Below are 20,550 nucleotides of genomic sequence, written 5' to 3' on the forward strand. Positions count from 1 at the left end.
ATTCTTACATTTTGTTGTTTCTTTCAAATATATAATTGTATGTTTGTTCTGCAAAAAATACACTATAGGATTTATTTGGAAACTTTCTAATAAAAGTTAACATAAGCGAATCCCTCGTCATGATGTCCCTGAGGAAACAATGGGAAAACCTATCCCTATGGGGTATTTTTTGCACATCTAAAACGAGGGATTCGTGCGTTTAATATTTTCAGGTTTATGCAAAAAAGAGAAAATGAAAAAACAACAGAAACAGCTGTAATGACAGCAATGGCAAAATTCCTTTCAGACCTTTGGTTTGTAGATGATTTTAGAGATCATCCTGAATATTTGTCTGAAATTTTCGAGACAATTCTGTTAACTGAAATGGGCGATGATCAAGATCTGAGAGTCAGAATGATAAACTCCATTAGAACCAGTAAAATGTTGGCAGAAACGCTTGGGCAATTTTCTGATAAGGAAATTGAAAGAGCCTGCAGGAAAATCATGAATGCATAATACCACACAAAAACAAGTTTAATCCTCATTATAGATTCAAAGAAAAATGTGCCATTAGGCACAAAATATCGGTAGAAAAAATAAATTCAAATAAATCCAGCGTGCCGTAGGTACGCAACAACAATAAGCATTGCGTACCTACGGCACGCCTACGAATTTCAAAACCTAATTGGCTACCGATATTTTGTACCTAACGGCACATTTTTACCCTTGATTTATATTATTAAAAACTAACGAGCTACCAATCTTTTGTGCCTAACGGCACATTTTTCCTTGATTCACATTATTAAAAACAAGAACTTAGCAAAAAATATAATAATGAAAATCACCAAACCAAGATTAGCCTTAATCTGCGGTATACTCTGCATTTCGATTTTTCCTATATTGGTTAAATTACGTTTAACGCCAGGATTAATTTCGGCTTTTTACCGAATGTTTTTTGCAGTCGTTTTGCTTTTGCCTTATGTTGTTTTAAGCAAAAGCTTTAAACTTCCGAGTTTGAAATTTGTTCTTTTGGCAATGCTTTGCGGAGTTTTATTTTCTTCGGATGTTGCGGTTTGGAATATTGCCATTCAGGATTCGAGTGCAACTCAGGCTTCTTTGTTAACTAATTTATCTCCGGTTTGGGTTGGAATTGGTTCCTTTTTATTTCTGAAATCAAAACCAGCAACAAACTTTTGGATTGGAACAATTGTTTCTTTATTCGGAATGGTGACTTTGGTTGGGTTTGAATTTTTTATTGATCTCAATTTCAATCAGGCTTTTCTATTTGCCGTTTTATCCGGAATCTTATATTCGATTTACCTTTTGGTCAGCAAAAATGTACTTTCTCAAGTCGATGTTTTATCGTTTATGACCATTAGTTTATTGGCTTCGAGCGTTTATCTGGGAATTCTTTGTTATTCATTAAACGAACCTTTCACAGGATTTTCAAATACCGGCTGGTTTGTACTGGTTCTTCAAGCTGTAATTTGTCAATTGTGCGCCTGGCTTTCGATAAGTTATGCCACGCAGCACATGCGCGCGACACGAGTTTCATTGAGTTTATTGAGTCAGGCTGTAATTACCTCTATTTTAGCTTGGTTATTTTTAGAAGAAAAAATAACTTTACAAATGGTTTTCGGCGGAATCGTTTTACTTTTTGGAATCCGAATTACATTTTACGATAAGACTATTTCTTTAAAGAGGTTGTTTTCTAAATAATTTGGCCCGCTGATTTTACGGATTAAACCGGTTTAAGCAGATTGATTTTTAAATTTGCTTAGAAAAGTTCTCCCGCAGATTGAGCAGATTGAGCAGATTTATTTTTTAAAAAATCCTTAAAATCATTTTAATCTGTGGCAAAAAAATTAGTGAAAATTAGTGCAATTCGTGGCAAAAAAAATTTCACGCAGATTCAGCAGATTTGAGCAGATTCAAAAAAATCATTTTAATCTTTTTAATCTGTGGCAAAAAAATTCGTGACCAAAAAACCTGAAACAAAGAAAACTTGAAACTTGAAACAACAAAAAACCTGAAACAAAAACACCATGTTACATAAAAGCAAAATACCAAACTTAAAAGTAATCGCATTTGATGCCGATGATACTTTATTTGTAAACGAGCCTTATTTTCAGGAAACAGAACACAAGTTTTGCGCTTTGATGGAAGATTATCTTTCACATCAGGGCATTTCACAGGAATTATTTAAAATTGAAATTGCAAATCTGCCTTTATACGGTTACGGAATTAAAGGTTATATTCTTTCGATGATCGAAGCGGCGATGAACATTTCAAACAATACAATTCCGGTTGAAGTGATCGAAAAGATAATTCAATACGGAAAAGAACTGCTTGAAAAACCAATTGAGCTTCTTGACGGAATCGAAGAAACATTGCAGGCCTTACACGGAAAATATAAATTAGTAGTTGCTACAAAAGGCGATTTAAAAGATCAGCACAGCAAACTGCACCGTTCCGGTTTAGGCCATTATTTTCACCATATCGAAGTAATGTCAGACAAACAGGAAATCGATTATGAGAAACTGCTAGGTCGTTTAGATATTCAGGCCCATGAATTTTTAATGATCGGAAATTCATTAAAATCAGATATTCTGCCTGTTTTAGAAATTGGCGGTTATGCCGTTCATATTCCGTTTCATACCACTTGGGAACACGAAAAAATAAACCATAAAGTTGAACATGAACATTTTAGTTCATTCGAAAAGATTACAGAAGTAGTCCATAATTTAATAAAATGAAAACACTTTTAGACTTAGAAAACTGGAACAGAAAAGAGCATTTTGCACATTTTAAACAAATGGAAGAGCCGTTTTTTGGTGCAACTGTCGAACTTGACTGCACCAAAGCATATCAAACTGCCAAAGAACTTAAGGTTTCCTTTTTCATTTTCTACTTACATAAAACACTGGTTGCTGTAAATGCGATCGAAAATTTCAGGTACAGAATTGCCGATGACAAGATATATATTAATGACCGCATCGATGTTTCGGCAACAATTGGCCGAGAAGACGGCACTTTCGGATTTTCACTAATTGAATACAATCCTGATTTTAAAATCTTCGAGAAAAATGCCCTTGCAGAAATCGAACGCATTCAAAACACAACCGGACTTTTTACAAGATCTTTTGATGATGATAATGTGATTCATTTTTCGGCAATACCGTGGTTGAATTTTACCTCACTTTCGCACGCCAGGAGTTATACATTTCCAGACAGCTGCCCTAAAGTTTCCTTTGGTAAAATGATAACATCTGAGACCGGAAAACGCACCATTGCAATGTCTGTTCATGTACATCATGGTTTAATGGACGGCTTACATGTAGGTCAATTTGTAGATTTGCTTCAGGATCAGATGAATAAAAAATAATCCTTATCTTACTTTTTGTCTTATTTTAATACTTTAAAACCTTTTATTGGAATAGCTAAGCAGTATTAAATTCGTTGGTTTGGGGAAAATTTTAAAACTCAAATTACAATGAAAAAATCTGTAATTATTCTCGCATTTGCTTTAGGCTTAACAGGCGTAAATGCACAAACAGAAACAAATTCTTCGAACAATTACAATAAGTGGTCTATAGAATTTGCTGGTGGTGTAAACAAGCCTCAAAAACCATTTTCTGACGGTTACTTTACAAGTACCCCAAGTCCATGGGTTGGTGATTTAGGAGTACGTTACATGTTCAATAACAAATTTGGTTTGAAAGCTGATTTTGGTTATAACAGCTTCAAAGGTAAAAGCAACTCTTTAGATTTTGATTCAAAATACTACAGAGTAGATTTACAAGCTGTTGCGAACTTAGGGCGTATCATGAATTTTGAAACATGGACTAACACTATTGGTTTATTAGGACATGCTGGTTTTGGTTATTCTCAATTGAGAAATGACAATTTTAGAGGAGCAGACGAAATGGGTAACTTTATTGCTGGTGTAACTGGTCAAATAAAATTATCAAACAGACTTGCTTTAACCGGAGATTTCTCTACAATCTTTAACGCATCTCAGGATCGTTCTTTTGACGGAGCTTATCTTCCTGAAAACAGAGGTTACTCTGGATTAATTTTCAACGGTACAGTTGGATTAACTGTTTATTTAGGTAAAAACACTAAACATGCTGACTGGACTGTAGTTTCTGAAAATGTTGATCTTTCAGCGTATGACAACAAAATCGCTGATCTTGAAAACAGAATCAAAAACATGCCGGAAAAACAGGTTATCGTAGAAAAACCGGTTACAAACAATGTTGTTAATGACAGAGATGTTGTTAAAGATTTGATTAATGACAAGTATTACAGTGTATACTTTGATTTCAACAAAGCAACTCCTATTGAAAATTCAACTGCTGCAATTGATGTTGTTTTATCTTATTTAAGAAAAAACCCTTCAGCATCTCTTGATATTATTGGATATGCTGACCAAGTTGGAAAAGCAGACTACAATGAGAAATTATCAAATGCAAGAGCAGAAAACGTGAAAAAGATTCTAACTCAAGCTGGAATTGCTTCTTCAAGATTAAATGTTGTTGCTGCAGGATCTGATACTTCAATCCAAAAAGATTCAGACGAAGCTAGAAGATTAGCTAGAAGAGTTACTTTTAAAGTAAAATAATTCCTTTAAAAAGTAATGAATTCAAAAGCCCGAAAGTTAATTCTTTCGGGCTTTTTTGTTTTTTATTGTGTCAAAATATCTATTCCGCTTTCTATTCATAAATTATAATCACAATTATTTGATTAAATTTGGAATAATATTTGCCCGTAAAAACTCATGAAAAAACTTGTACTTTTTTTGCTTTTACTTTCTAAATCAGTATTGTTAAGCCAGACAGTATTGAATTCATTTCCGTTAAACTTAAACAACCCTCTGGAAGATGGTCAGATTTTAAATATTGAAGATGTAAAAACGCATAATATTTATGTTTTTGCCGCCGATGATAAAAAGGTCAACATTTTAAAATATAACAAATCACTATTTCTCACCAATCAATTTACAGATTCTATAAAAAGTGTAGAAAAAAGATCCCTAATTGGCTGCAGCATTAATGAAGATGGTAATCCCCTGCTTTATTGGAGTTCTCAGAATTTAAGAAATATCAGGATTGTTAAATATTTTTTGGAGACCAAAACTTCACGATCTTTAAATTTCGATTTTCCAGAAGGCAATGAATATATTATAACGAGTTTTCAAAAAAACAATAATTTTTATGTTCTGGCCAAAGAAAAAAGCCAGCAGCATCTTCTGCTTTATGAATTTAAAAACGGAAACTGTGAAATAAAAATGTTTGACTTTTCAAGTTTTAAATTTCAAACCGAAAAAGGACAAAACTTAACTTTTAATTCTCTTATTCGATATTATCCCATTCAAAAAATGGAGTTAAATGATTTTAATCCTCTTGATAAAGCTTCAAACATAAACAAAATGTATGTTCTCGACGATCATATCATTTTGACATTTGACTATAGTTTTCAAAAAACACAGGTTTTCGATTTTAACATAAAAACACTTGAAATTACAGAGAAAAATTTTAATCAGCCTGCTTCTCTTAAAACCTCTAAAACTTCAAATTCATTTTACAATCAAAATAAACTCTACCAAATTAAGGCTAACAGCGACGAATTTTTATTTGATATAAAAGATTTCGAGTCAGGAAAAGTGATTAAAAACATTTCGGTTTCAAAAAATGATACTATCCGTTTTAAAAATTCGCCTTTGTTTCTTCAAACAAATAATAACAAACCTCAGGAATTAAAAACTACAGCTAAATTCCTGAAACAATTAGCAGACTTAAGCGTTGGAGTTTCTGTTTTAGAAAACAGAAAAAACAGTTATTTGACATTTGGAGGTTATGTAGAATATATTGTTTCTAATTTTGAATACGGGCAAAATGATTTTTACGATGCCGGAAACTCTTATTATTCACAAAACAAAATGGTTTTCTTTGATGCTGTACTGAACGAAAACAATGATTTTTTGACTGCAGTAAAATCAGAACCTCTGGCAATTGATAACATTTTCTATTATTTAAGCACAAATAAAAATGTATTACTTCAAAACATTATAAAATTAAAAGACTACTCCATTTTGAGCTATTATGATGATACTCAAAAGCAATTTATAATTCGTAAATTCACAGATGGTTTTATAAGAGAAGACAACGGAAACCCAATTATGAATAAGTCAATATTCTCGAAACCGGCATCTTTTGGGCAAATCAAAACCCATTAAATTATAGATAATTAACCCAAATCTCTCAATGTTTTCAAGGTTTGAAAAAATGGTTTGGAATATTTTAGTTAATTTTACAAAAAAGACATCATTATGCTATCAAAAAATATTGAAACAGCTTTAAATAAGCAGATTCGCATAGAAGCAGAATCTTCGCAAACTTATCTTTCTATGGCTTGTTGGGCTGAAGTACACGGATTAGAAGGAATCTCTCAATTTATGTACACACAATCAGACGAAGAGCGTGCACATATGCTTAAATTAGTAAAATATGTGAACGAACGCGGAGGACATGCTCTCATCACAGATCTAAAAGCACCTAAAATAACCTATTCTACTTTTAAAGAAATGTTTGAGGAGCTTTATAATCATGAAATTTTTGTTTCGCAATCTATCAACGAATTGGTACACATAACTTTTGAAGAAAAAGATTATGCAACACATAATTTCTTACAATGGTATGTTTCTGAACAAATCGAAGAAGAAGCTACAGCTAAATCTATTTTAGATAAAATCAATTTGATTGGTGAAGATAAAGGCGGACTTTATTTGTTTGACCGTGATATTCAGCAATTAACAGTTACAAGTTCGATTGCCATCAACCCAAAATAAAAAAGTTAAAGTTTATTTAGAACATTTAAAAATAACTTTTTTCTTTTATATTTGTCTCTGTTTTTAATAATACAGAGGAAAATTGGGCAAGAAAGAGAAAGATAAGGACAAGAAAAAGGATAAAAAGAAAAAAAAGAACGCTGTTATCCTTGACAAGATCAAGAAGATTGAAAACTGTAAATCTTCTTGTTGTGAGAAATATAAAAAGAGTGAAAAGAAACGCTGCTCACGCTGTCCTATGTTTGATTTATTCAAAAAAACTGCTTAACGAAATATAGAAAACCCACCAGGAAATCTGGTGGGTTTTTAATTTTAATTATATTCGTCTTCTGATTTTAAAAAAGTCGCTATTGCATTATGAAAAACCAAATCATTATACCAAAATCAAGTCTTGATTTTTTATATCAACTGAAACAAAACAATAACAAACCCTGGTTTGAAGAGAATAAACCAAAGTATTTAATCGAATTAAATCACATTGAAACTTTTGCAGAAGCACTTCTTCAGGAACTTTCAAAAACAGATGTTTTAGAAACTCCATCTGGAAAGAGAAGCGTTTATAGAATTTATCGCGACATTCGTTTCTCTAAAGATAAAACGCCATTTAAAGCTTATTGGGGCGGAAGTTACAAACGAGCCACAAGCGCACGCCGAGGCGGATATTATTTTCATATCGAAAAAGGAAACACTTCATTAATTGGTGGTTTTTGGGGACCAAATGCTGCTGATCTAAAACGTATAAGAAGCGAGTTTGCCCACGATCCTGAAACATTCAAAAAAATATTAAACTCAAAATCTTTTAAAAGCACTTTTGGAGTTCTGCAAGGCGAACAGCTTAAAACAGCACCAAAAGGTTTTGACAAAGATCACGAAGCCATAGATTTACTTCGTTTCAAACAATATTTAATCATCAAACGATTTACAGATGAGGAAGTTTTGAGTCCGCAGTTTTTAGAACATGCTTTAGAAACCTTCAAAAACATGAGACCCTTTTTCGATTATATGAGTGAAGTCCTTTCGACAGATATAAATGGGGCTTCGGTTTTATAGACTGTAATTATATTTTATCGCAAAAGTTAAACCCGACAGGTTTTAAAAACCTGTCGGGTTTGTTTTAAAGACAAGTTAGAAATAAACCTGTCGGGTTTCGCGGCGTTTAGGCAAGATTATCTATTTAAGCAGTAAAATCTCGTTTACAACAACTTCGGTAACATATCTTTTTTCTCCATTTTTGTCATCGTAACTTCTGTGCGTTAACTTTCCGTCAACTGCGACTTCTTTTCCCTTCACTACAAATTTCTCAATGATTTCGGCAGTTTTTCCCCAGGCTGTAACTCGGTGCCATTCGGTTTGTTCTACTTTTTCGCCTTTATCATTTTTGTAAATCTCGTTTGTTGCGATACTCAAATGAGCCAGTTTTCTTCCGTTTTCTAATGTTCTAATTTCAGGATCTTGTCCTACGTTACCAATAAGTTGTACTCTGTTTTTCATTGCATTCATGGCGTATACTATTTAAATGTTCATATAAAATTCGCTGATTAATTTCAACGAGGCAAAGGTGCGGTCGTTGTCCTGAAATATTCGGTTGCAAACTATTTACTTTCGGTTGTAAATATTTGTAAGCGTTTGTAAATGGAAGTTATTTTTGCTATATTTGAGAGAAATCGTACATATATGCAGAAAGAAATTAAAAAAGTTGAGTTACGAAACCTTGCGTTTGAAGATTACAAACAATTGAAAAATTCAATGGTTGAATCGTATCCAGAAATGGCGAACTCCTACTGGAGATCAAATGATATAAAAAAATTACTCTCAATATTTCCCGAAGGACAATTGGTAATCTTAGTCGACGGCGTTGTTGTAGGCTCGGCATTATCGCTTATTGTCGATGAAAAATTAGTCGATAAACGACACAATTACAGACAAATTGTTGGTGATTATTCTTTCTCAACCCATAATCCTGACGGAGAAATTTTATACGGAATTGATGTTTTTATTCATCCCAACTATCGCGGCCTGCGTTTGGGTCGACGTCTTTATGATGCCAGAAAAGAACTTTGCGAACAATTAAACTTAAAAGCTATTGTTTTTGCAGGCAGAATCCCAAACTACAATCAATATTCTAAAAAATTTTCTCCTAGAACTTATATTGAAAAAGTAAAAGACAAAGAACTTCATGATCCTGTTCTATCTTTTCAGTTAAGTAATGATTTTCATGTTCTCCGCATCATCAAAAATTATTTGGAAGGAGACGAAGAATCAAAAGAGTTTGCAGTTCTTCTGGAATGGAACAACGTTTATTATGATGAAAGTCCAAAATTGATTAATTCTGAAAAAAGTATTATTCGATTGGGACTAATTCAATGGCAGATGCGTCAGCTTAATAATGTTGAAGCTCTTTTTGAACAGGCCGAATTTTTCATTGATGTCGTTTCTGGCTATGGAAGCGATTTTGCATTATTCCCGGAACTTTTTATCGCTCCTTTAATGGCCGATTACAATCATTTATCTGAAGCCGAGGCGATTCGGGAATTGGCAAGACATTCAGATCCTATTCGAAAACGTTTCCAGGAATTTGCTATTTCATACAACATTAACATTATCACAGGAAGTATGCCGCATCTCGAAAACGGTATTTTATACAATGTTGGCTTTTTATGTAAAAGAGACGGAACTTCTGAAATGTATTCTAAAATACATATAACGCCAAATGAAGTGCATCATTGGGGAATGAAAGGCGGATCTGAGTTTAAAACTTATGACACAGATTGCGGTAAAATTGGAATTTTAATTTGCTATGATGTCGAATTCCCTGAACTTTCAAGATTACTGGCCGATGAAGGAATGAATATTCTTTTTGTTCCATTTTTAACCGATACCCAAAATGCTTATACACGAGTTAAGCATTGTTCACAGGCGCGCGCAATTGAAAATGAATGTTACGTTGCCATTGCCGGCTGCGTTGGAAATCTTCCGAAGGTAAACAACATGGACATTCAATATGCACAGGCTTCGGTTTTTACACCTTCTGATTTTGCTTTTCCAAGTAACGGAATCAAAGCAGAAGCAACCCCAAATACTGAAATGACACTTATCGTTGACGTCGATTTAAATTTATTAAAACATCTTCATGAACATGGAAGTGTGCGAATTTTAAAAGACAGACGAACAGATTTATATCAAATTAATAAATTGTAATCGATGAGAACATGTCTTGAATGCTCGGAAAAACTTGTAGGCCGGGAAGATAAAAAGTTTTGTTCAGACAACTGTCGAAATGCCTACAACAATAAAATTAATAAAGACAGCAACAATTTCATGCGAAATGTAAACAACAAATTACGAAAAAATTACCGTATTTTGTCAGAGCTGAATGTTGACGGAAAATCAAAAGCAACTAGGGAGAAAATGATTAATAAAGGTTTTGATTTTGATTTCTTTACTAATATCTTGCAAACCAAAACAGGAAATACCTACTATTTCTTGTATGACCAAGGATATAGGTCTTTGGACAATGATTATTATATGCTTGTTAAAAAAGAAATTTAGTTATTCATCATGAGAAAAAACCCCACCTCGATTCTGGCAGTTGTCTTAATTCTAGCCATTTTAGGTATCATTTATGCCACAATGATGCCGCAATACATTTCAAAAAATGATGAAGCTCTGGCTGATTTTTCGACGGAACGAGCTTTGAATCAGGTTGAAATTATTGCGCAAAAACCGCATTATGTGGGTTCGACAAATCATGAATTGGTAGCCAATTATCTTAAACTGGAACTAAACAGAATTGGATTAGAAACAAGTGTTCAGGAAGGTTTTACTCTAAACGATAAAGGGCTTTTAGTCAAATCTAAAAATATTCTTGCAAGAATTAAAGGAACAAATAGTTCAAAAGCACTTTTATTACTTTCTCATTATGACAGTGCACCGCATTCTTTTTCAAAAGGCGCAAGCGACGATGCCTCTGGAGTTGCTACAATTCTGGAAGGAATCAGAGCTTTTTTATATGCTAAAGAACCTCAAAAAAATGACATCATTATTCTCTTTTCAGATGCTGAAGAATTAGGTTTAAACGGAGCTGCCCTTTTTGTAAACAAACATCCGTGGGCAAAAGATGTAGGTCTGGTTTTAAACTTCGAAGCAAGAGGAACTTCCGGGCCAAGTTATATGCTGATGGAAACCAACAAAGGAAACCAGGCACTTGTACAGGAATTTACAAAAGCAAAAGCATCTTATCCGGTATCAAACTCATTGATGTACAGTATTTATAAAATGCTTCCAAATGATACCGACTTAACCGTTTTTAGAGAACAGGGAAATATCCAGGGATTTAATTTCGCTTTTATCGACGGACATTACAATTATCACACACAGCAGGACGATGTTCAGCATTTAAATAAAATGACTTTGGCGCATCAAGGTTCTTATTTGATGCCATTATTACGATACTTCGCAAATGCTGATTTAAACCAAACGGCTTCAACAGAAGATTATGTTTATTTCAGCGCTCCTTTTTCTTTCATCAGTTATCCGTTTTCTTGGGTAATGCCAATGACTTTAATCGCTTTTGGTCTATTAATACTTTTCATGTTTATCGGAAAAGCCAAAAGAATGATTACTTTAAGAGAAATATTCAAAGGTTTTGTTCCGCTTTTAGGATCTTTAATTATTGCTGGTTTAGTGACCTTTTTAGGATGGAAAATTATTTTAGAAATCTATCCGCAGTATTCTGATCTCTTAAACGGATTTACATATAACGGCCACGCTTACATTGGCGCATTTGTAACGCTAAGTATTGCGATTTGTTTCGCTTTTTACCATCATTTTTCTGATGCAAAAATTACGATGAACCATTTCGTAGCACCTTTGTTACTTTGGATTTTTATAAACGGATTTTTGGCAAACAGCTTAACTGGAGCAGGATTTTTAATTATTCCCGTTTATTTCGGAATCCTTTTATTCGGAATTTTTGTTTTTACGCAACATTACAGTTTAGGTGTAAATTTAATTTTCAGTATTCCGGCTTTAGCCATTATTGCACCTTTTATTGTAATGTTTCCAATTGGTTTAGGATTGAAAATACTTTTTGGAAGTGCTGTTTTAACCGTTCTTCTCTTCGGATTATTACTGCCAATATTCAATACTTTTGCTAAAAAAGGCGCATGGATTATGGTTTTCTTTGCAGCGTCGATTGGATTTTTTATCTACGCAGGATATCATTCTGGATACGAACACGGAAAAGCAAAATCAAACAGCTTACTTTACGTTTATAATGCTAATACAAACTCAGCGCTTTGGGCAACTTATGATGTAAATCTGGACGACTGGACGAAATCGTATTTAGGTCAGAAAAACCAAAAAGCGGTAGGCTTAAACAGTCTTCCTATTGCAAGTAAATACAATTCTGCTTTTACATATAGTGCCATTGCTCCTGTTGTTGATATTCCAAAACCTACTATTTCTTTCTTAAAAGACAGTATTATCGGTAATAACAGATACATCAAAATCCAGATAACTCCAAATAGAAAAGTAAACCGTTACGATATCTACGCCAATCCAAAAATGACGTTTTACAACTTTAAAGCAAACGGCGTTTCAACTTCTGGCGAAAAAACAAATCGTTTAGAACGCGACGGAATGCGTGTTATCTGCTATTATGTTGTAGGCAACGAACCGCTTGTTATGGATTTCTACATCAATAAATCGTCTATTTTTGATATGGATTTAATTGAAAGTTCATTTGATTTGATGACAAATCCTTTATTGAAAGCGAAGCCAAGAAGCGACTGGATGATGCCAACACCATTTGTTTTAAATGATGCTATTATGGTTCAGCAGAAAATCAAGAGATATACCGCTCCCGTAGCCCCGCCGGTACAGCCCGCGCCTGTTAAGGATAGTACCGTAATTGCAAAAGACAGTTTAAAACCAGTTATAAAACCTGAATAAACCATAAAAACCATTTCCTATGGCTACAAATGTTTCTACAATATTTTTAAGTGCGCCAATAGAAAAAGTCTGGAATGCATTGACAAAACCAGAATTAGTCAAACAATGGCAATACGGAAGTGATTTAATCACAGATTGGAAAATCGGAAATGAAATCAGGTTCAGGAATGAATGGGAAGATCAGGTTTTTGAACAATGGGGAACAGTTTTAGAAGTTTCTCCAAATCAAAAAATAAAATATTCATTGTTTTTTCCGAGACCGGAATTAGAAGACAAACCGGAAAATTATTTTATAATGAGTTATGTTTTATCTGAAGAAAATCAAAAAGTAAAACTCGAAATAATTCAGGAAGACAATCGCCCGGGAGCAGTTCAAGAAGAACCTCAAGGCGAAGAAAATCCAATTCTTCAGAGTTTAAAAGCTATAATTGAATCTTAAAATAGGATCAAAGAAACAGAGTGACAAAGTAACAAAGGTTTCTCAGCACATCAAAAAAACAAAAAAGCACTATTTTCATAGTGCTTTTTTTAAGGCATGTTGAGAAACCTTTGCACCTTTGTATCTCTGCACCTTTGTCACTTTTAACACGCACATTCAATTTTCAAACCTTCCTTCACTCCTTTTGCACCTTCCGTTGCATATCCGTCAAACTTCCACCACTCTATTCCGCCAATTAGTTCTTTTACTTTAAATCCTAATTTTGTCATATTCAAAGCGCCTTTAGTCGAAGCGTTACAGCCAATTCCATCGCAATACGTAACATACAAAATATCTTTGTCTAAATGTTTTGTTGTTTCTGCCGACATTTCGCGATGCGGAATATTAATCGCATTCGGAATATGTTCTGCTTCAAATCCAAAAGTCTTTCTGGCATCGAGCGCTATTACTTTTTCACCATTATTTAAAGCATCAAATAAATCAGACGGATCCATTTCAAACGCTAGTTTATGCTCATAAAATTTAATTTGCTCTTCCATGACAATGTAGTTTTAATGATTTTGTTTTTTCAAAAGTAGCAGCTCATATAGTGCCATAAAAACGAAAAGAATTCATGAACCGCATTAGTTTTTTTCATGCAAAAGCCAGTCTAAAATTTTGTTCCTTTGTATACAAATCTCGAAAAATGGAAATACGCCACTTAAAATTGATAAAAGCAATTGTTGAAGAAGGAAGCATTACAAAAGCTATTGACAAACTTCATTTAACGCAATCGGCTTTGAGTCATCAGCTCAAAGAAGCAGAATATCAATTGGGTACGGCCATTTTTTTAAGAACCAATAAAAAACTCGTGCTCACTAAAGCAGGCGAAAAAATCTATGATTTGGCCAATGAAATTCTGGATAAACTTTCGCAGGCACAAACACAGATCAAACAAATGGTTTATGGCGAATATGGCGAAATCAGAATCAGCACCGAATGCTTTTCAAGTTACCACTGGCTTCCGCCGGTTTTAAAACAATTTCATCTTTTATATCCCAATGTTGAACTGAAAATAGTAACCGAAGCAACACATATTCCGTTACAAAAACTCTTAGAAAACACGATTGACATTGCCATTGTAAGCGATACGATTAAAGATAATCATATAAAATATACTGAACTTTTTCAGGATGAAGTCGTAATGGCAGTTTCTGAAAATCATCCGTGGGCAGATAAAAAATATGTCGTTGCCGAGGATTTTATCAACGAACATCTTATTATTCATTCCCTTCCGATGGAAACGGTTACGATTCATCAGTTTGTTTTGGCTCCAGCCAAAGTAACACCAAAAAAGGTAACACCTCTTCCATTAACAGAAGCTTCTCTTGAAATGGTAAAAGCCGATATGGGCGTTATGTCGATGGCAAAATGGGCATTACAACCACATTTAAAGAACAATCCAATTAAAGCGGTAAAAGTGGGTAAAAACGGCTTAAAACGAAAACATTTCATCGCGACGAGAGCAAACGAAACTTATCCGGATTATTTTCAGCATTTTATTAATTTTCTACAAAACGAAATTAATCTGCAATGGAATATTCAATAAGGAATTGTGAAATAGGCGATTTACCTAAACTGGTTATTCTTTGCCAAAAACATGCTGAATTCGAGAAAGCTGATTTTTCTCCGGAAGGAAAACAAGAAAAATTAAAAGAAGCTATTTTCAGCAAAAACCCAAAACTGTTCTGTTTGGTCGTAGCTGTAAAAGAAACAATTGTGGGTTATGTTTCCTATACTTTTGATTATTCAACCTGGGACGCCGCCACTTTTATGTACATGGATTGTTTGTTTCTGGAAGAAGAAGCCCGCAGTTTCGGAATTGGTGAAGTTTTAATTGAAAAGCTAAAAGAAATTGCAGCTGAAAATAACTGCGTAAACATTCAATGGCAAACGCCAGAATTTAATACAAGAGCTATTAAATTTTACAACAGAAGTGGCGCAAAAGGAAAAGACAAAGTTCGATTTACGCTAAATTTGATTTAATCTCGCAAAGTCGCAAAGACGCAAACTTTTTTATAGCCACAGATTAAGGGATTAAAATGATTTTAAAATCTGCTCAAATCTGCAGAATCTGCGTGAAATAAAAAACCTTTGAACCTTTGTATCTTTGCCCCTTTGAACCTCAAAAAACAAATGACACAAATAAGCATATTAGGCTGTGGCTGGCTAGGTTTGCCTTTGGCAAAAAAACTAATCGAAAAAGGAAATTCGGTAAAAGGATCAACAACTTCTGAAAGTAAACTTCCTATTTTAAAAGATGCCGGAATAAATCCGTTTTTGGTTATTGTTGAAAGCGAAAATATATCTGAAAACATTACTGATTTTTTAGCTGAAAGCGAAATCCTGATTATTGATATTCCGCCAAAATTGCGAGCGGTTTCATCAGAATCTAAGAAGGTATTTGTTCAGAAAATCGAAAACCTAATTCCGTTTATTGAGAAATCAAGTGTTTCCAAAGTCCTTTTTGTGAGTTCAACTTCGGTTTATGGAGATGAAAATGAATTGATCACGGAAGAAACAAGACCAAATCCGGAAACAGAAAGTGGAAAACAATTGGTTTTAGCAGAAGCAATTCTTCAAAAAAATCAAAACTTCGAAACCACAATTCTACGTTTCGGCGGATTAATCGGCGAAGACCGACATCCCGTAAAGTTTTTAGCAGGAAAAGAAAACCTGGAAAATCCCGATGCTCCAATAAATTTAATTCATCAAAAAGACTGCATTGCCATTATCGAAGAAATCATAAACCAATCAAAATGGAATGAAGTTTTCAACGCCGCTGCGCCTTTTCATCCAAGTAGAGAGAAATATTACACTCAAAAAGCAAAAGAACAAAACTTAGTTTTACCAAAATTCAGTTCTGAAAAGTCAAATATTAAAAAGGTTATTTCAAGCGAAAAAATCAAAACCGTTTTAAATTATCAATTTAAGCTGGAGAATTATTAAAGACTCCGAATGTCAGGCTGAGCGAAGTCGAAGCCTTTTTGTTTCCATAAACCTTCGACTTCGCTCAGGGTGACAATAGTGTAAACTTTGTGAGCTTAGTTAAACAATAAAACTTAAATTACTTACATAACTTATATGGTTTAAAAAAAACTTTGCGAACTTTGCGAAACCTTCGCGTCTTTGCGGTAAAAAAACTCAGTAGTAAAATATGGAAACAGTTTATGTTAATTCACCTTTAGGAATCACCAAGATAGTTGGAGATGAAGATGGTATTGCAATAATCTCCGTTTCTGATGTTGGAACAAACGAAGTTTCAAAGAAAATACCAAAAGTTTTAAAAGACGCCGTTTCGCAGCTTGAGGAATATTTCGAAGGAAAAAGAACTGATTTCGATTTAAAACTAAATCCACAAGGAACAGAATTTCAACAAAAAGTCTGGAAAGCATTACTGGAAATTCCGTATGGAAAAACAGTAAGTTACATGGATCAAACCAAAAAACTGGGCGATATAAAAGCAATTCGTGCAGTAGCATCTGCAAATGGTAAAAATCCGCTTTGGATTGTCGTTCCCTGCCACAGAGTTATCGGTACAAATGGTTCTTTAACCGGTTACGCCGGCGGATTGTCCCGAAAAAAATGGCTGCTTGAACACGAAAGTCCTTCTGCACAACAGAGTTTATTCTAAAAAGTGTTAGCCACGAATTTCACTAATTTTCACGAATTTTTTTCTTTCATAATTATGACTCAAAAAATTTCTTTATTTAAAGAAAATTCATTCAATTAATAAATTCGTGCCTGAAAAAAATTCAAATTATTGTACATTTATCTCCACAAAGAATTAGTGAAAATTCGTGAAATTCGTGGCAAAAAAATATGATTGAAAAAATAAACCTTAATAACATTCTCTTTCTTGATATAGAAACCGTTCCGGAAGAAGAAAACTTCAATTCTCTTGACGAAGAAATGAAGTCTCTTTGGGATTTAAAAACGCAATATCAGCGAAAAGACGATTTTACACCAGAAGAATTTTACGAACGTGCCGGAATTTGGGCAGAATTCGGAAAGATAATCTGTATTTCGGTTGGGTATTTTACAATCAAAGGCGACGTTAGAAATTTCAGGGTAACTTCCTTTTTTGGAGAAGAAAAAAAGATTCTGAAAGACTTTAATAATCTGCTGAACAATCATTTCAATCAGCCGCAGCATCTTTTATGCGGACATAACGCTAAAGAATTTGATATTCCGTTTATCGCACGCCGAATGATTATCAATCAAATCGCAATTCCGGACAAACTGAATTTATTCGGTAAAAAACCTTGGGAAATTGCACATCTTGATACTTTAGAACTATGGAAGTTTGGCGATTATAAGCATTTTACTTCCTTAAAGCTTTTGACTAAGATTCTCGGAGTCCCATCGCCAAAAGGCGATATTGACGGAAGTCAGGTCGCACACGTCTATTATGTCGAAAAAGACATAGACCGGATTATAACGTATTGCGAAAAAGATACAATTGCTGTAGCGCAGATTTTCCTTCGTTTACGCCGTGAAGATTTACTGATTGATGATGAAATTATTCATGTATAGTTTTTTTGAGATTCTAAGATACTAAGGCGCTGAGATTCTAAGATTTTGAGACGCAAAATTAAATGAACTTATATAACTTATATGGTTTAATAAATTTTTAAAAGATGACACATTCGGAAATTTCACATCATCGTCTTGTTTCGCAGAAGCTTTATAAAACAGACAAATGTTCTCCTCAGGAAATTGTGCACCATTTTGGCGCTATGCAGGCTCAGGATTATGCAATGGCAAAATGGGCAATTGGTTCCCGTTGTGATGCATCTGAAAAAGAAATTGAAGAAGCTGTAAATTCGGCACAAATAATAAGAACTCATATTTTACGCCCAACCTGGCATTTTGTTGCTCACGAAGATATTTACTGGATGCTGGATCTTGCCGGACCACAAGTAAAAAGAATGACTATTTCCGGTGCTAAGAAATTTGGTTTTGATGATAAAAAACTAAATCAGACTAATAATGCTATCGAAAAGCTATTATCTGGAAACAATCATTTGACCCGGGATGAAATTATGCAGGAACTCGGTATTAAAAAAACTTCAAAAGAAGATTTTCTAAGTGCTGCGATTATGATGCATGCTGAACAAGATGGTTTGGTTTGCAACGGCAGAATGAAAGGAAAAAAAATCACCTACGCCTTACTTGAAGAACGTGTTCAAAAACCGAAAACCATATTGACAAAAGAAGAAGGTTTTGCAAAATTAGCCAAACGCTATTTTGAAAGTCACGGTCCGGCAACTTTGCTTGATTTTTCGTGGTGGTCAGGTTTTCCGCCTACTATTTGTCAAAAAACCATTGATGCAATTAAGTTGCAATTAGAATTTATTGAAATTAAAAATCAGATTTATTACTTTGTAAATCAAAATATTGAAAAGGTTAACTTCAAGCAAAGCATTCACTTTCTTCCCGCTTTTGATGAAATTTTAATTTCTTATAAAACCAGAGAAGCTTCTTTTTTATCTGAACATCAAAATAGAGTTTTTACCAATAATGGCATCTTTAAACCGATAATTCTTGAAAATGGAAAAGTGATTGGAATATGGAAACGAACTATTAAAAAAGACCACGCCAAAATTGAAACAGAGTTTTTTAATGAAACTGAAGAGTCTAAAAAACAAATTCTGTTTGAAGGAATTAAAGCTTTTGAAAACTACTTAGAAACTAAAATTGTTATCGAATAATTTGAAATTTGACTAAAAGTCTGCACTTTCTTAGAAATACTTCTCCTTTGTGGAATAAAATCTTTGTGCATATTCTGCCTAAATAATTACATTTACAAAAAAATAGCATTATGGTATTAAGTAGATTTTGGTTAGTTATTTTTATTTCTTCGATTGTTTTTATTGTAGTCAGTTTATTTACTGCCAATACTTATACGATTGATTCTGTTTTAAATGGAAAGAAAGATGATCCTGTTTTAGTTTCTGAAAAATATATTCATGAACTTCCGGCTTTCATTAAAGACAGTATAAAAAAAGCGCCGGATCAAACCATGATTATCAACCGTGATACGCTTAATGCCGACACGACTTATGTTTATAAAAGCAAAACTGTAAAAATATACAGCGGTCTTCAAAAATCTGATGGTTTACTGCCAACTTGTAAAAGCACTTTAGTTGATTTAATTCTGCCGCTTATTGCTTATTTAGCTTTCTTCTGTGGATTAATGGAACTTTTAATTGTTTCCGGAGCTTCTGGAAATCTGGCAAAACTATTGAGTCCGGTTTTTGTAAAAGTGTTTCCAAGTATTCCTAAAAATCACCCTTCAATATCCTACATGACTTTGAACTTTGCTGCTAATTTCCTTGGATTAGATTCGGCAGCAACACCATTCGGATTAAAAGCCATGGAAAGTTTGCAGGAAATAAATCCCGATAAAGACAAAGCGAGCGATGCGCAAATCATGTTTATGTGTCTTCACGCTTCGGGCTTAACTCTAATTGCAACTTCGATTATTGGATATCGCGCGGCTGCAAATGCAAGTAATCCTGCCGATGTTATGCTGCCTTGTATCATTACTTCTTTCATTGGAACTATTGCTGCGTTTTTAATTGTTGGAATTAAACAAAAAATCAATTTCAAAAGTGCTTCTCTTCTTATCGTCTTAATGGGATTAATTGCCGCCATTGTTGGTTTGTTGATGTATGTTAATCATTTGGACTTAATTGGAAAAAACTATTTTACTTCTAACCTTTCGGGATTAATTTTAATTGCCATTATTGCTTTTACTTTGATATTCTCTTTCAAAAACGAAAAGAAATTCAGCGAGGCTAACACAACTGTTTTTGACACTTTTGTCGTTGGTGCAAATAATGGAGTGAAAACCGGAGTAACTATTTTCCCTTATGTATTGGGAATGCTGGTTGCTATTTCTTTATTCAGAAACAGCGGTTTATTTGAAATTATCAGCGATGGAATTGCTTTTGTTTTTTCTAATATGGGAGTAAGTAAAGAAATTACTAACGCTTTACCTGTTGCCATGCTTCGTCCGTTTAGTTCTGCTGGTTCCCGCGGATTCTTAATCGATTCGATGAATACTTTTGGTGCCGATTCATTAACGGCGAGACTGAGCAGTATTTTTCAATGCAGCGCCGAAAGTACTTTTTATGTAATTGCAGTTTATTTTGGTTCGGTTAATATCAAAAATACGCGTTATGCTTTAGGCACTATGCTTTTAGTGGATCTTATTTGTGTAATTACGGCAATTTTTGTGGCGACTTGGTTTTTTTAAAAATCAAAATATTCGGTTAACGGGATT

General features: G+C 33.9%; 21 protein-coding genes. 19 read left to right on the forward strand and 2 right to left on the reverse strand.

The genetic code is table 11. The features are described from left to right. Positions 1-216: 216 nt before the first annotated feature. From FLAPXU55_RS01045 to FLAPXU55_RS01080, 8 genes are all read left to right on the forward strand, one after another. Positions 217-495, forward strand: coding sequence for a hypothetical protein (locus FLAPXU55_RS01045; RefSeq protein ID WP_180856120.1), 279 nt, complete (start codon positions 217-219; stop codon positions 493-495). A gap of 318 nt (positions 496-813) precedes the next feature. After that, the gene (locus FLAPXU55_RS01050) at positions 814-1,698 is read left to right on the forward strand and encodes a DMT family transporter (RefSeq protein ID WP_180856121.1); all 885 of its coding nucleotides are present in this window, start codon (positions 814-816) and stop codon (positions 1,696-1,698) included. 326 nt (positions 1,699-2,024) lie between these two features. Further along, on the forward strand, positions 2,025-2,735 hold the full coding sequence (locus FLAPXU55_RS01055; protein ID WP_180856122.1) for an HAD family hydrolase: 711 nt from the start codon (positions 2,025-2,027) through the stop codon (positions 2,733-2,735). Beyond that, positions 2,732-3,364: a chloramphenicol acetyltransferase gene (locus FLAPXU55_RS01060; RefSeq protein ID WP_180856123.1), complete on the forward strand. Its 633-nt coding sequence runs from the start codon at positions 2,732-2,734 to the stop codon at positions 3,362-3,364. Before FLAPXU55_RS01055 ends, FLAPXU55_RS01060 begins: the two co-directional genes overlap by 4 nt. A 108-nt stretch (positions 3,365-3,472) precedes the next feature. Then, positions 3,473-4,603: an OmpA family protein gene (locus FLAPXU55_RS01065; RefSeq protein ID WP_180856125.1), complete on the forward strand. Its 1,131-nt coding sequence runs from the start codon at positions 3,473-3,475 to the stop codon at positions 4,601-4,603. 156 nt (positions 4,604-4,759) lie between these two features. Then, positions 4,760-6,217 carry a hypothetical protein gene (locus FLAPXU55_RS01070; RefSeq protein WP_180856127.1) on the forward strand — a complete coding sequence of 486 codons (1,458 nt, stop codon included), beginning with the start codon at positions 4,760-4,762 and terminating at the stop codon, positions 6,215-6,217. Between the two features lie 93 nt (positions 6,218-6,310). Beyond that, the gene (locus FLAPXU55_RS01075) at positions 6,311-6,829 is read left to right on the forward strand and encodes a ferritin (RefSeq protein WP_053473090.1); all 519 of its coding nucleotides are present in this window, start codon (positions 6,311-6,313) and stop codon (positions 6,827-6,829) included. 357 nt (positions 6,830-7,186) lie between these two features. Beyond that, entirely contained in the window at positions 7,187-7,879 is a 693-nt protein-coding gene (locus tag FLAPXU55_RS01080) for a DUF2461 domain-containing protein (RefSeq protein WP_180856129.1), read from the forward strand. A 120-nt stretch (positions 7,880-7,999) separates the two neighbouring features. Here FLAPXU55_RS01080 and FLAPXU55_RS01085 read toward each other — a convergent pair whose 3' ends face one another. After that, positions 8,000-8,329 carry a single-stranded DNA-binding protein gene (locus FLAPXU55_RS01085; RefSeq protein WP_154785089.1) on the reverse strand — a complete coding sequence of 110 codons (330 nt, stop codon included), beginning with the start codon at positions 8,327-8,329 and terminating at the stop codon, positions 8,000-8,002. Positions 8,330-8,503: 174 nt separating this feature from the next. On the opposite strand from FLAPXU55_RS01085, the gene FLAPXU55_RS01090 reads away from it, so the two are divergent. From FLAPXU55_RS01090 to FLAPXU55_RS01105, 4 genes are read left to right on the forward strand one after another with little or no spacing between them, the layout of a single operon-like run. Further along, positions 8,504-10,027 (forward strand): carbon-nitrogen hydrolase family protein, encoded by a 1,524-nt coding sequence (locus FLAPXU55_RS01090; RefSeq protein WP_053473171.1) that lies wholly within the window; start codon positions 8,504-8,506, stop codon positions 10,025-10,027. Positions 10,028-10,030: 3 nt separating this feature from the next. Continuing rightward, entirely contained in the window at positions 10,031-10,378 is a 348-nt protein-coding gene (locus tag FLAPXU55_RS01095) for a hypothetical protein (protein WP_053473094.1), read from the forward strand. Between the two features lie 9 nt (positions 10,379-10,387). After that, positions 10,388-12,781 carry a M28 family peptidase gene (locus FLAPXU55_RS01100; protein WP_180856131.1) on the forward strand — a complete coding sequence of 798 codons (2,394 nt, stop codon included), beginning with the start codon at positions 10,388-10,390 and terminating at the stop codon, positions 12,779-12,781. 19 nt (positions 12,782-12,800) lie between these two features. After that, the gene (locus tag FLAPXU55_RS01105; RefSeq protein WP_180856133.1) at positions 12,801-13,220 is read left to right on the forward strand and encodes an SRPBCC family protein; all 420 of its coding nucleotides are present in this window, start codon (positions 12,801-12,803) and stop codon (positions 13,218-13,220) included. A gap of 143 nt (positions 13,221-13,363) precedes the next feature. Here the strand turns inward: FLAPXU55_RS01105 and FLAPXU55_RS01110 are convergent, their stop codons facing one another. Next, on the reverse strand, positions 13,364-13,759 hold the full coding sequence (locus FLAPXU55_RS01110) for a rhodanese-like domain-containing protein (protein ID WP_180856134.1): 396 nt from the start codon (positions 13,757-13,759) through the stop codon (positions 13,364-13,366). A gap of 146 nt (positions 13,760-13,905) precedes the next feature. On the opposite strand from FLAPXU55_RS01110, the gene FLAPXU55_RS01115 reads away from it, so the two are divergent. The 7 genes from FLAPXU55_RS01115 to FLAPXU55_RS01145 all read left to right on the forward strand — a co-directional run bounded on the left by FLAPXU55_RS01115 (position 13,906) and on the right by FLAPXU55_RS01145 (position 20,523). Continuing rightward, on the forward strand, positions 13,906-14,808 hold the full coding sequence (locus tag FLAPXU55_RS01115) for a LysR family transcriptional regulator (RefSeq protein ID WP_180856135.1): 903 nt from the start codon (positions 13,906-13,908) through the stop codon (positions 14,806-14,808). Beyond that, positions 14,793-15,245, forward strand: a complete 453-nt coding sequence (locus tag FLAPXU55_RS01120) for a GNAT family N-acetyltransferase (protein WP_180856136.1) — start codon at positions 14,793-14,795, stop codon at positions 15,243-15,245. The genes FLAPXU55_RS01115 and FLAPXU55_RS01120 overlap by 16 nt, the downstream gene beginning before the upstream one ends. 150 nt (positions 15,246-15,395) lie before the next feature. Then, a complete protein-coding gene (locus FLAPXU55_RS01125) occupies positions 15,396-16,208 on the forward strand; it encodes an NAD-dependent epimerase/dehydratase family protein (RefSeq protein WP_180856137.1) in 813 nt (270 codons plus the stop codon). A gap of 208 nt (positions 16,209-16,416) precedes the next feature. Continuing rightward, positions 16,417-16,893 (forward strand): methylated-DNA--[protein]-cysteine S-methyltransferase, encoded by a 477-nt coding sequence (locus FLAPXU55_RS01130; RefSeq protein WP_180856138.1) that lies wholly within the window; start codon positions 16,417-16,419, stop codon positions 16,891-16,893. 188 nt (positions 16,894-17,081) lie between these two features. Next, entirely contained in the window at positions 17,082-17,795 is a 714-nt protein-coding gene (locus tag FLAPXU55_RS01135; RefSeq protein WP_073485903.1) for a 3'-5' exonuclease, read from the forward strand. A 104-nt stretch (positions 17,796-17,899) separates the two neighbouring features. Then, positions 17,900-18,973, forward strand: a complete 1,074-nt coding sequence (locus FLAPXU55_RS01140) for a winged helix DNA-binding domain-containing protein (protein WP_180856140.1) — start codon at positions 17,900-17,902, stop codon at positions 18,971-18,973. 110 nt (positions 18,974-19,083) lie between these two features. Then, positions 19,084-20,523: a nucleoside recognition domain-containing protein gene (locus FLAPXU55_RS01145; protein ID WP_073485906.1), complete on the forward strand. Its 1,440-nt coding sequence runs from the start codon at positions 19,084-19,086 to the stop codon at positions 20,521-20,523. Positions 20,524-20,550: the final 27 nt, after the last annotated feature.

The sequence above is a fragment of the Flavobacterium panici genome (assembly GCF_903819335.1).
Classification (GTDB): domain Bacteria; phylum Bacteroidota; class Bacteroidia; order Flavobacteriales; family Flavobacteriaceae; genus Flavobacterium; species Flavobacterium panici.

Bases quoted from the DNA above. Each gene is read 5' to 3' on its own strand.
- FLAPXU55_RS01070 (WP_180856127.1), top strand. From the start codon at position 4,760: ATGAAAAAACTTGTACTTTTTTTGCTTTTACTTTCTAAATCAGTATTG.
- FLAPXU55_RS01120 (WP_180856136.1), top strand. From the start codon at position 14,793: ATGGAATATTCAATAAGGAATTGTGAAATAGGCGATTTACCTAAACTG.
- FLAPXU55_RS01125 (WP_180856137.1), top strand. From the start codon at position 15,396: ATGACACAAATAAGCATATTAGGCTGTGGCTGGCTAGGTTTGCCTTTG.
- FLAPXU55_RS01110 (WP_180856134.1), bottom strand. From the start codon at position 13,759: ATGGAAGAGCAAATTAAATTTTATGAGCATAAACTAGCGTTTGAAATG.
- FLAPXU55_RS01145 (WP_073485906.1), top strand. From the start codon at position 19,084: ATGGTATTAAGTAGATTTTGGTTAGTTATTTTTATTTCTTCGATTGTT.
- FLAPXU55_RS01065 (WP_180856125.1), top strand. From the start codon at position 3,473: ATGAAAAAATCTGTAATTATTCTCGCATTTGCTTTAGGCTTAACAGGC.
- FLAPXU55_RS01090 (WP_053473171.1), top strand. From the start codon at position 8,504: ATGCAGAAAGAAATTAAAAAAGTTGAGTTACGAAACCTTGCGTTTGAA.
- FLAPXU55_RS01135 (WP_073485903.1), top strand. From the start codon at position 17,082: ATGATTGAAAAAATAAACCTTAATAACATTCTCTTTCTTGATATAGAA.
- FLAPXU55_RS01140 (WP_180856140.1), top strand. From the start codon at position 17,900: ATGACACATTCGGAAATTTCACATCATCGTCTTGTTTCGCAGAAGCTT.
- FLAPXU55_RS01105 (WP_180856133.1), top strand. From the start codon at position 12,801: ATGGCTACAAATGTTTCTACAATATTTTTAAGTGCGCCAATAGAAAAA.
- FLAPXU55_RS01095 (WP_053473094.1), top strand. From the start codon at position 10,031: ATGAGAACATGTCTTGAATGCTCGGAAAAACTTGTAGGCCGGGAAGAT.
- FLAPXU55_RS01100 (WP_180856131.1), top strand. From the start codon at position 10,388: ATGAGAAAAAACCCCACCTCGATTCTGGCAGTTGTCTTAATTCTAGCC.
- FLAPXU55_RS01075 (WP_053473090.1), top strand. From the start codon at position 6,311: ATGCTATCAAAAAATATTGAAACAGCTTTAAATAAGCAGATTCGCATA.
- FLAPXU55_RS01045 (WP_180856120.1), top strand. From the start codon at position 217: ATGCAAAAAAGAGAAAATGAAAAAACAACAGAAACAGCTGTAATGACA.
- FLAPXU55_RS01080 (WP_180856129.1), top strand. From the start codon at position 7,187: ATGAAAAACCAAATCATTATACCAAAATCAAGTCTTGATTTTTTATAT.
- FLAPXU55_RS01115 (WP_180856135.1), top strand. From the start codon at position 13,906: ATGGAAATACGCCACTTAAAATTGATAAAAGCAATTGTTGAAGAAGGA.
- FLAPXU55_RS01085 (WP_154785089.1), bottom strand. From the start codon at position 8,329: ATGAATGCAATGAAAAACAGAGTACAACTTATTGGTAACGTAGGACAA.
- FLAPXU55_RS01130 (WP_180856138.1), top strand. From the start codon at position 16,417: ATGGAAACAGTTTATGTTAATTCACCTTTAGGAATCACCAAGATAGTT.
- FLAPXU55_RS01060 (WP_180856123.1), top strand. From the start codon at position 2,732: ATGAAAACACTTTTAGACTTAGAAAACTGGAACAGAAAAGAGCATTTT.
- FLAPXU55_RS01055 (WP_180856122.1), top strand. From the start codon at position 2,025: ATGTTACATAAAAGCAAAATACCAAACTTAAAAGTAATCGCATTTGAT.
- FLAPXU55_RS01050 (WP_180856121.1), top strand. From the start codon at position 814: ATGAAAATCACCAAACCAAGATTAGCCTTAATCTGCGGTATACTCTGC.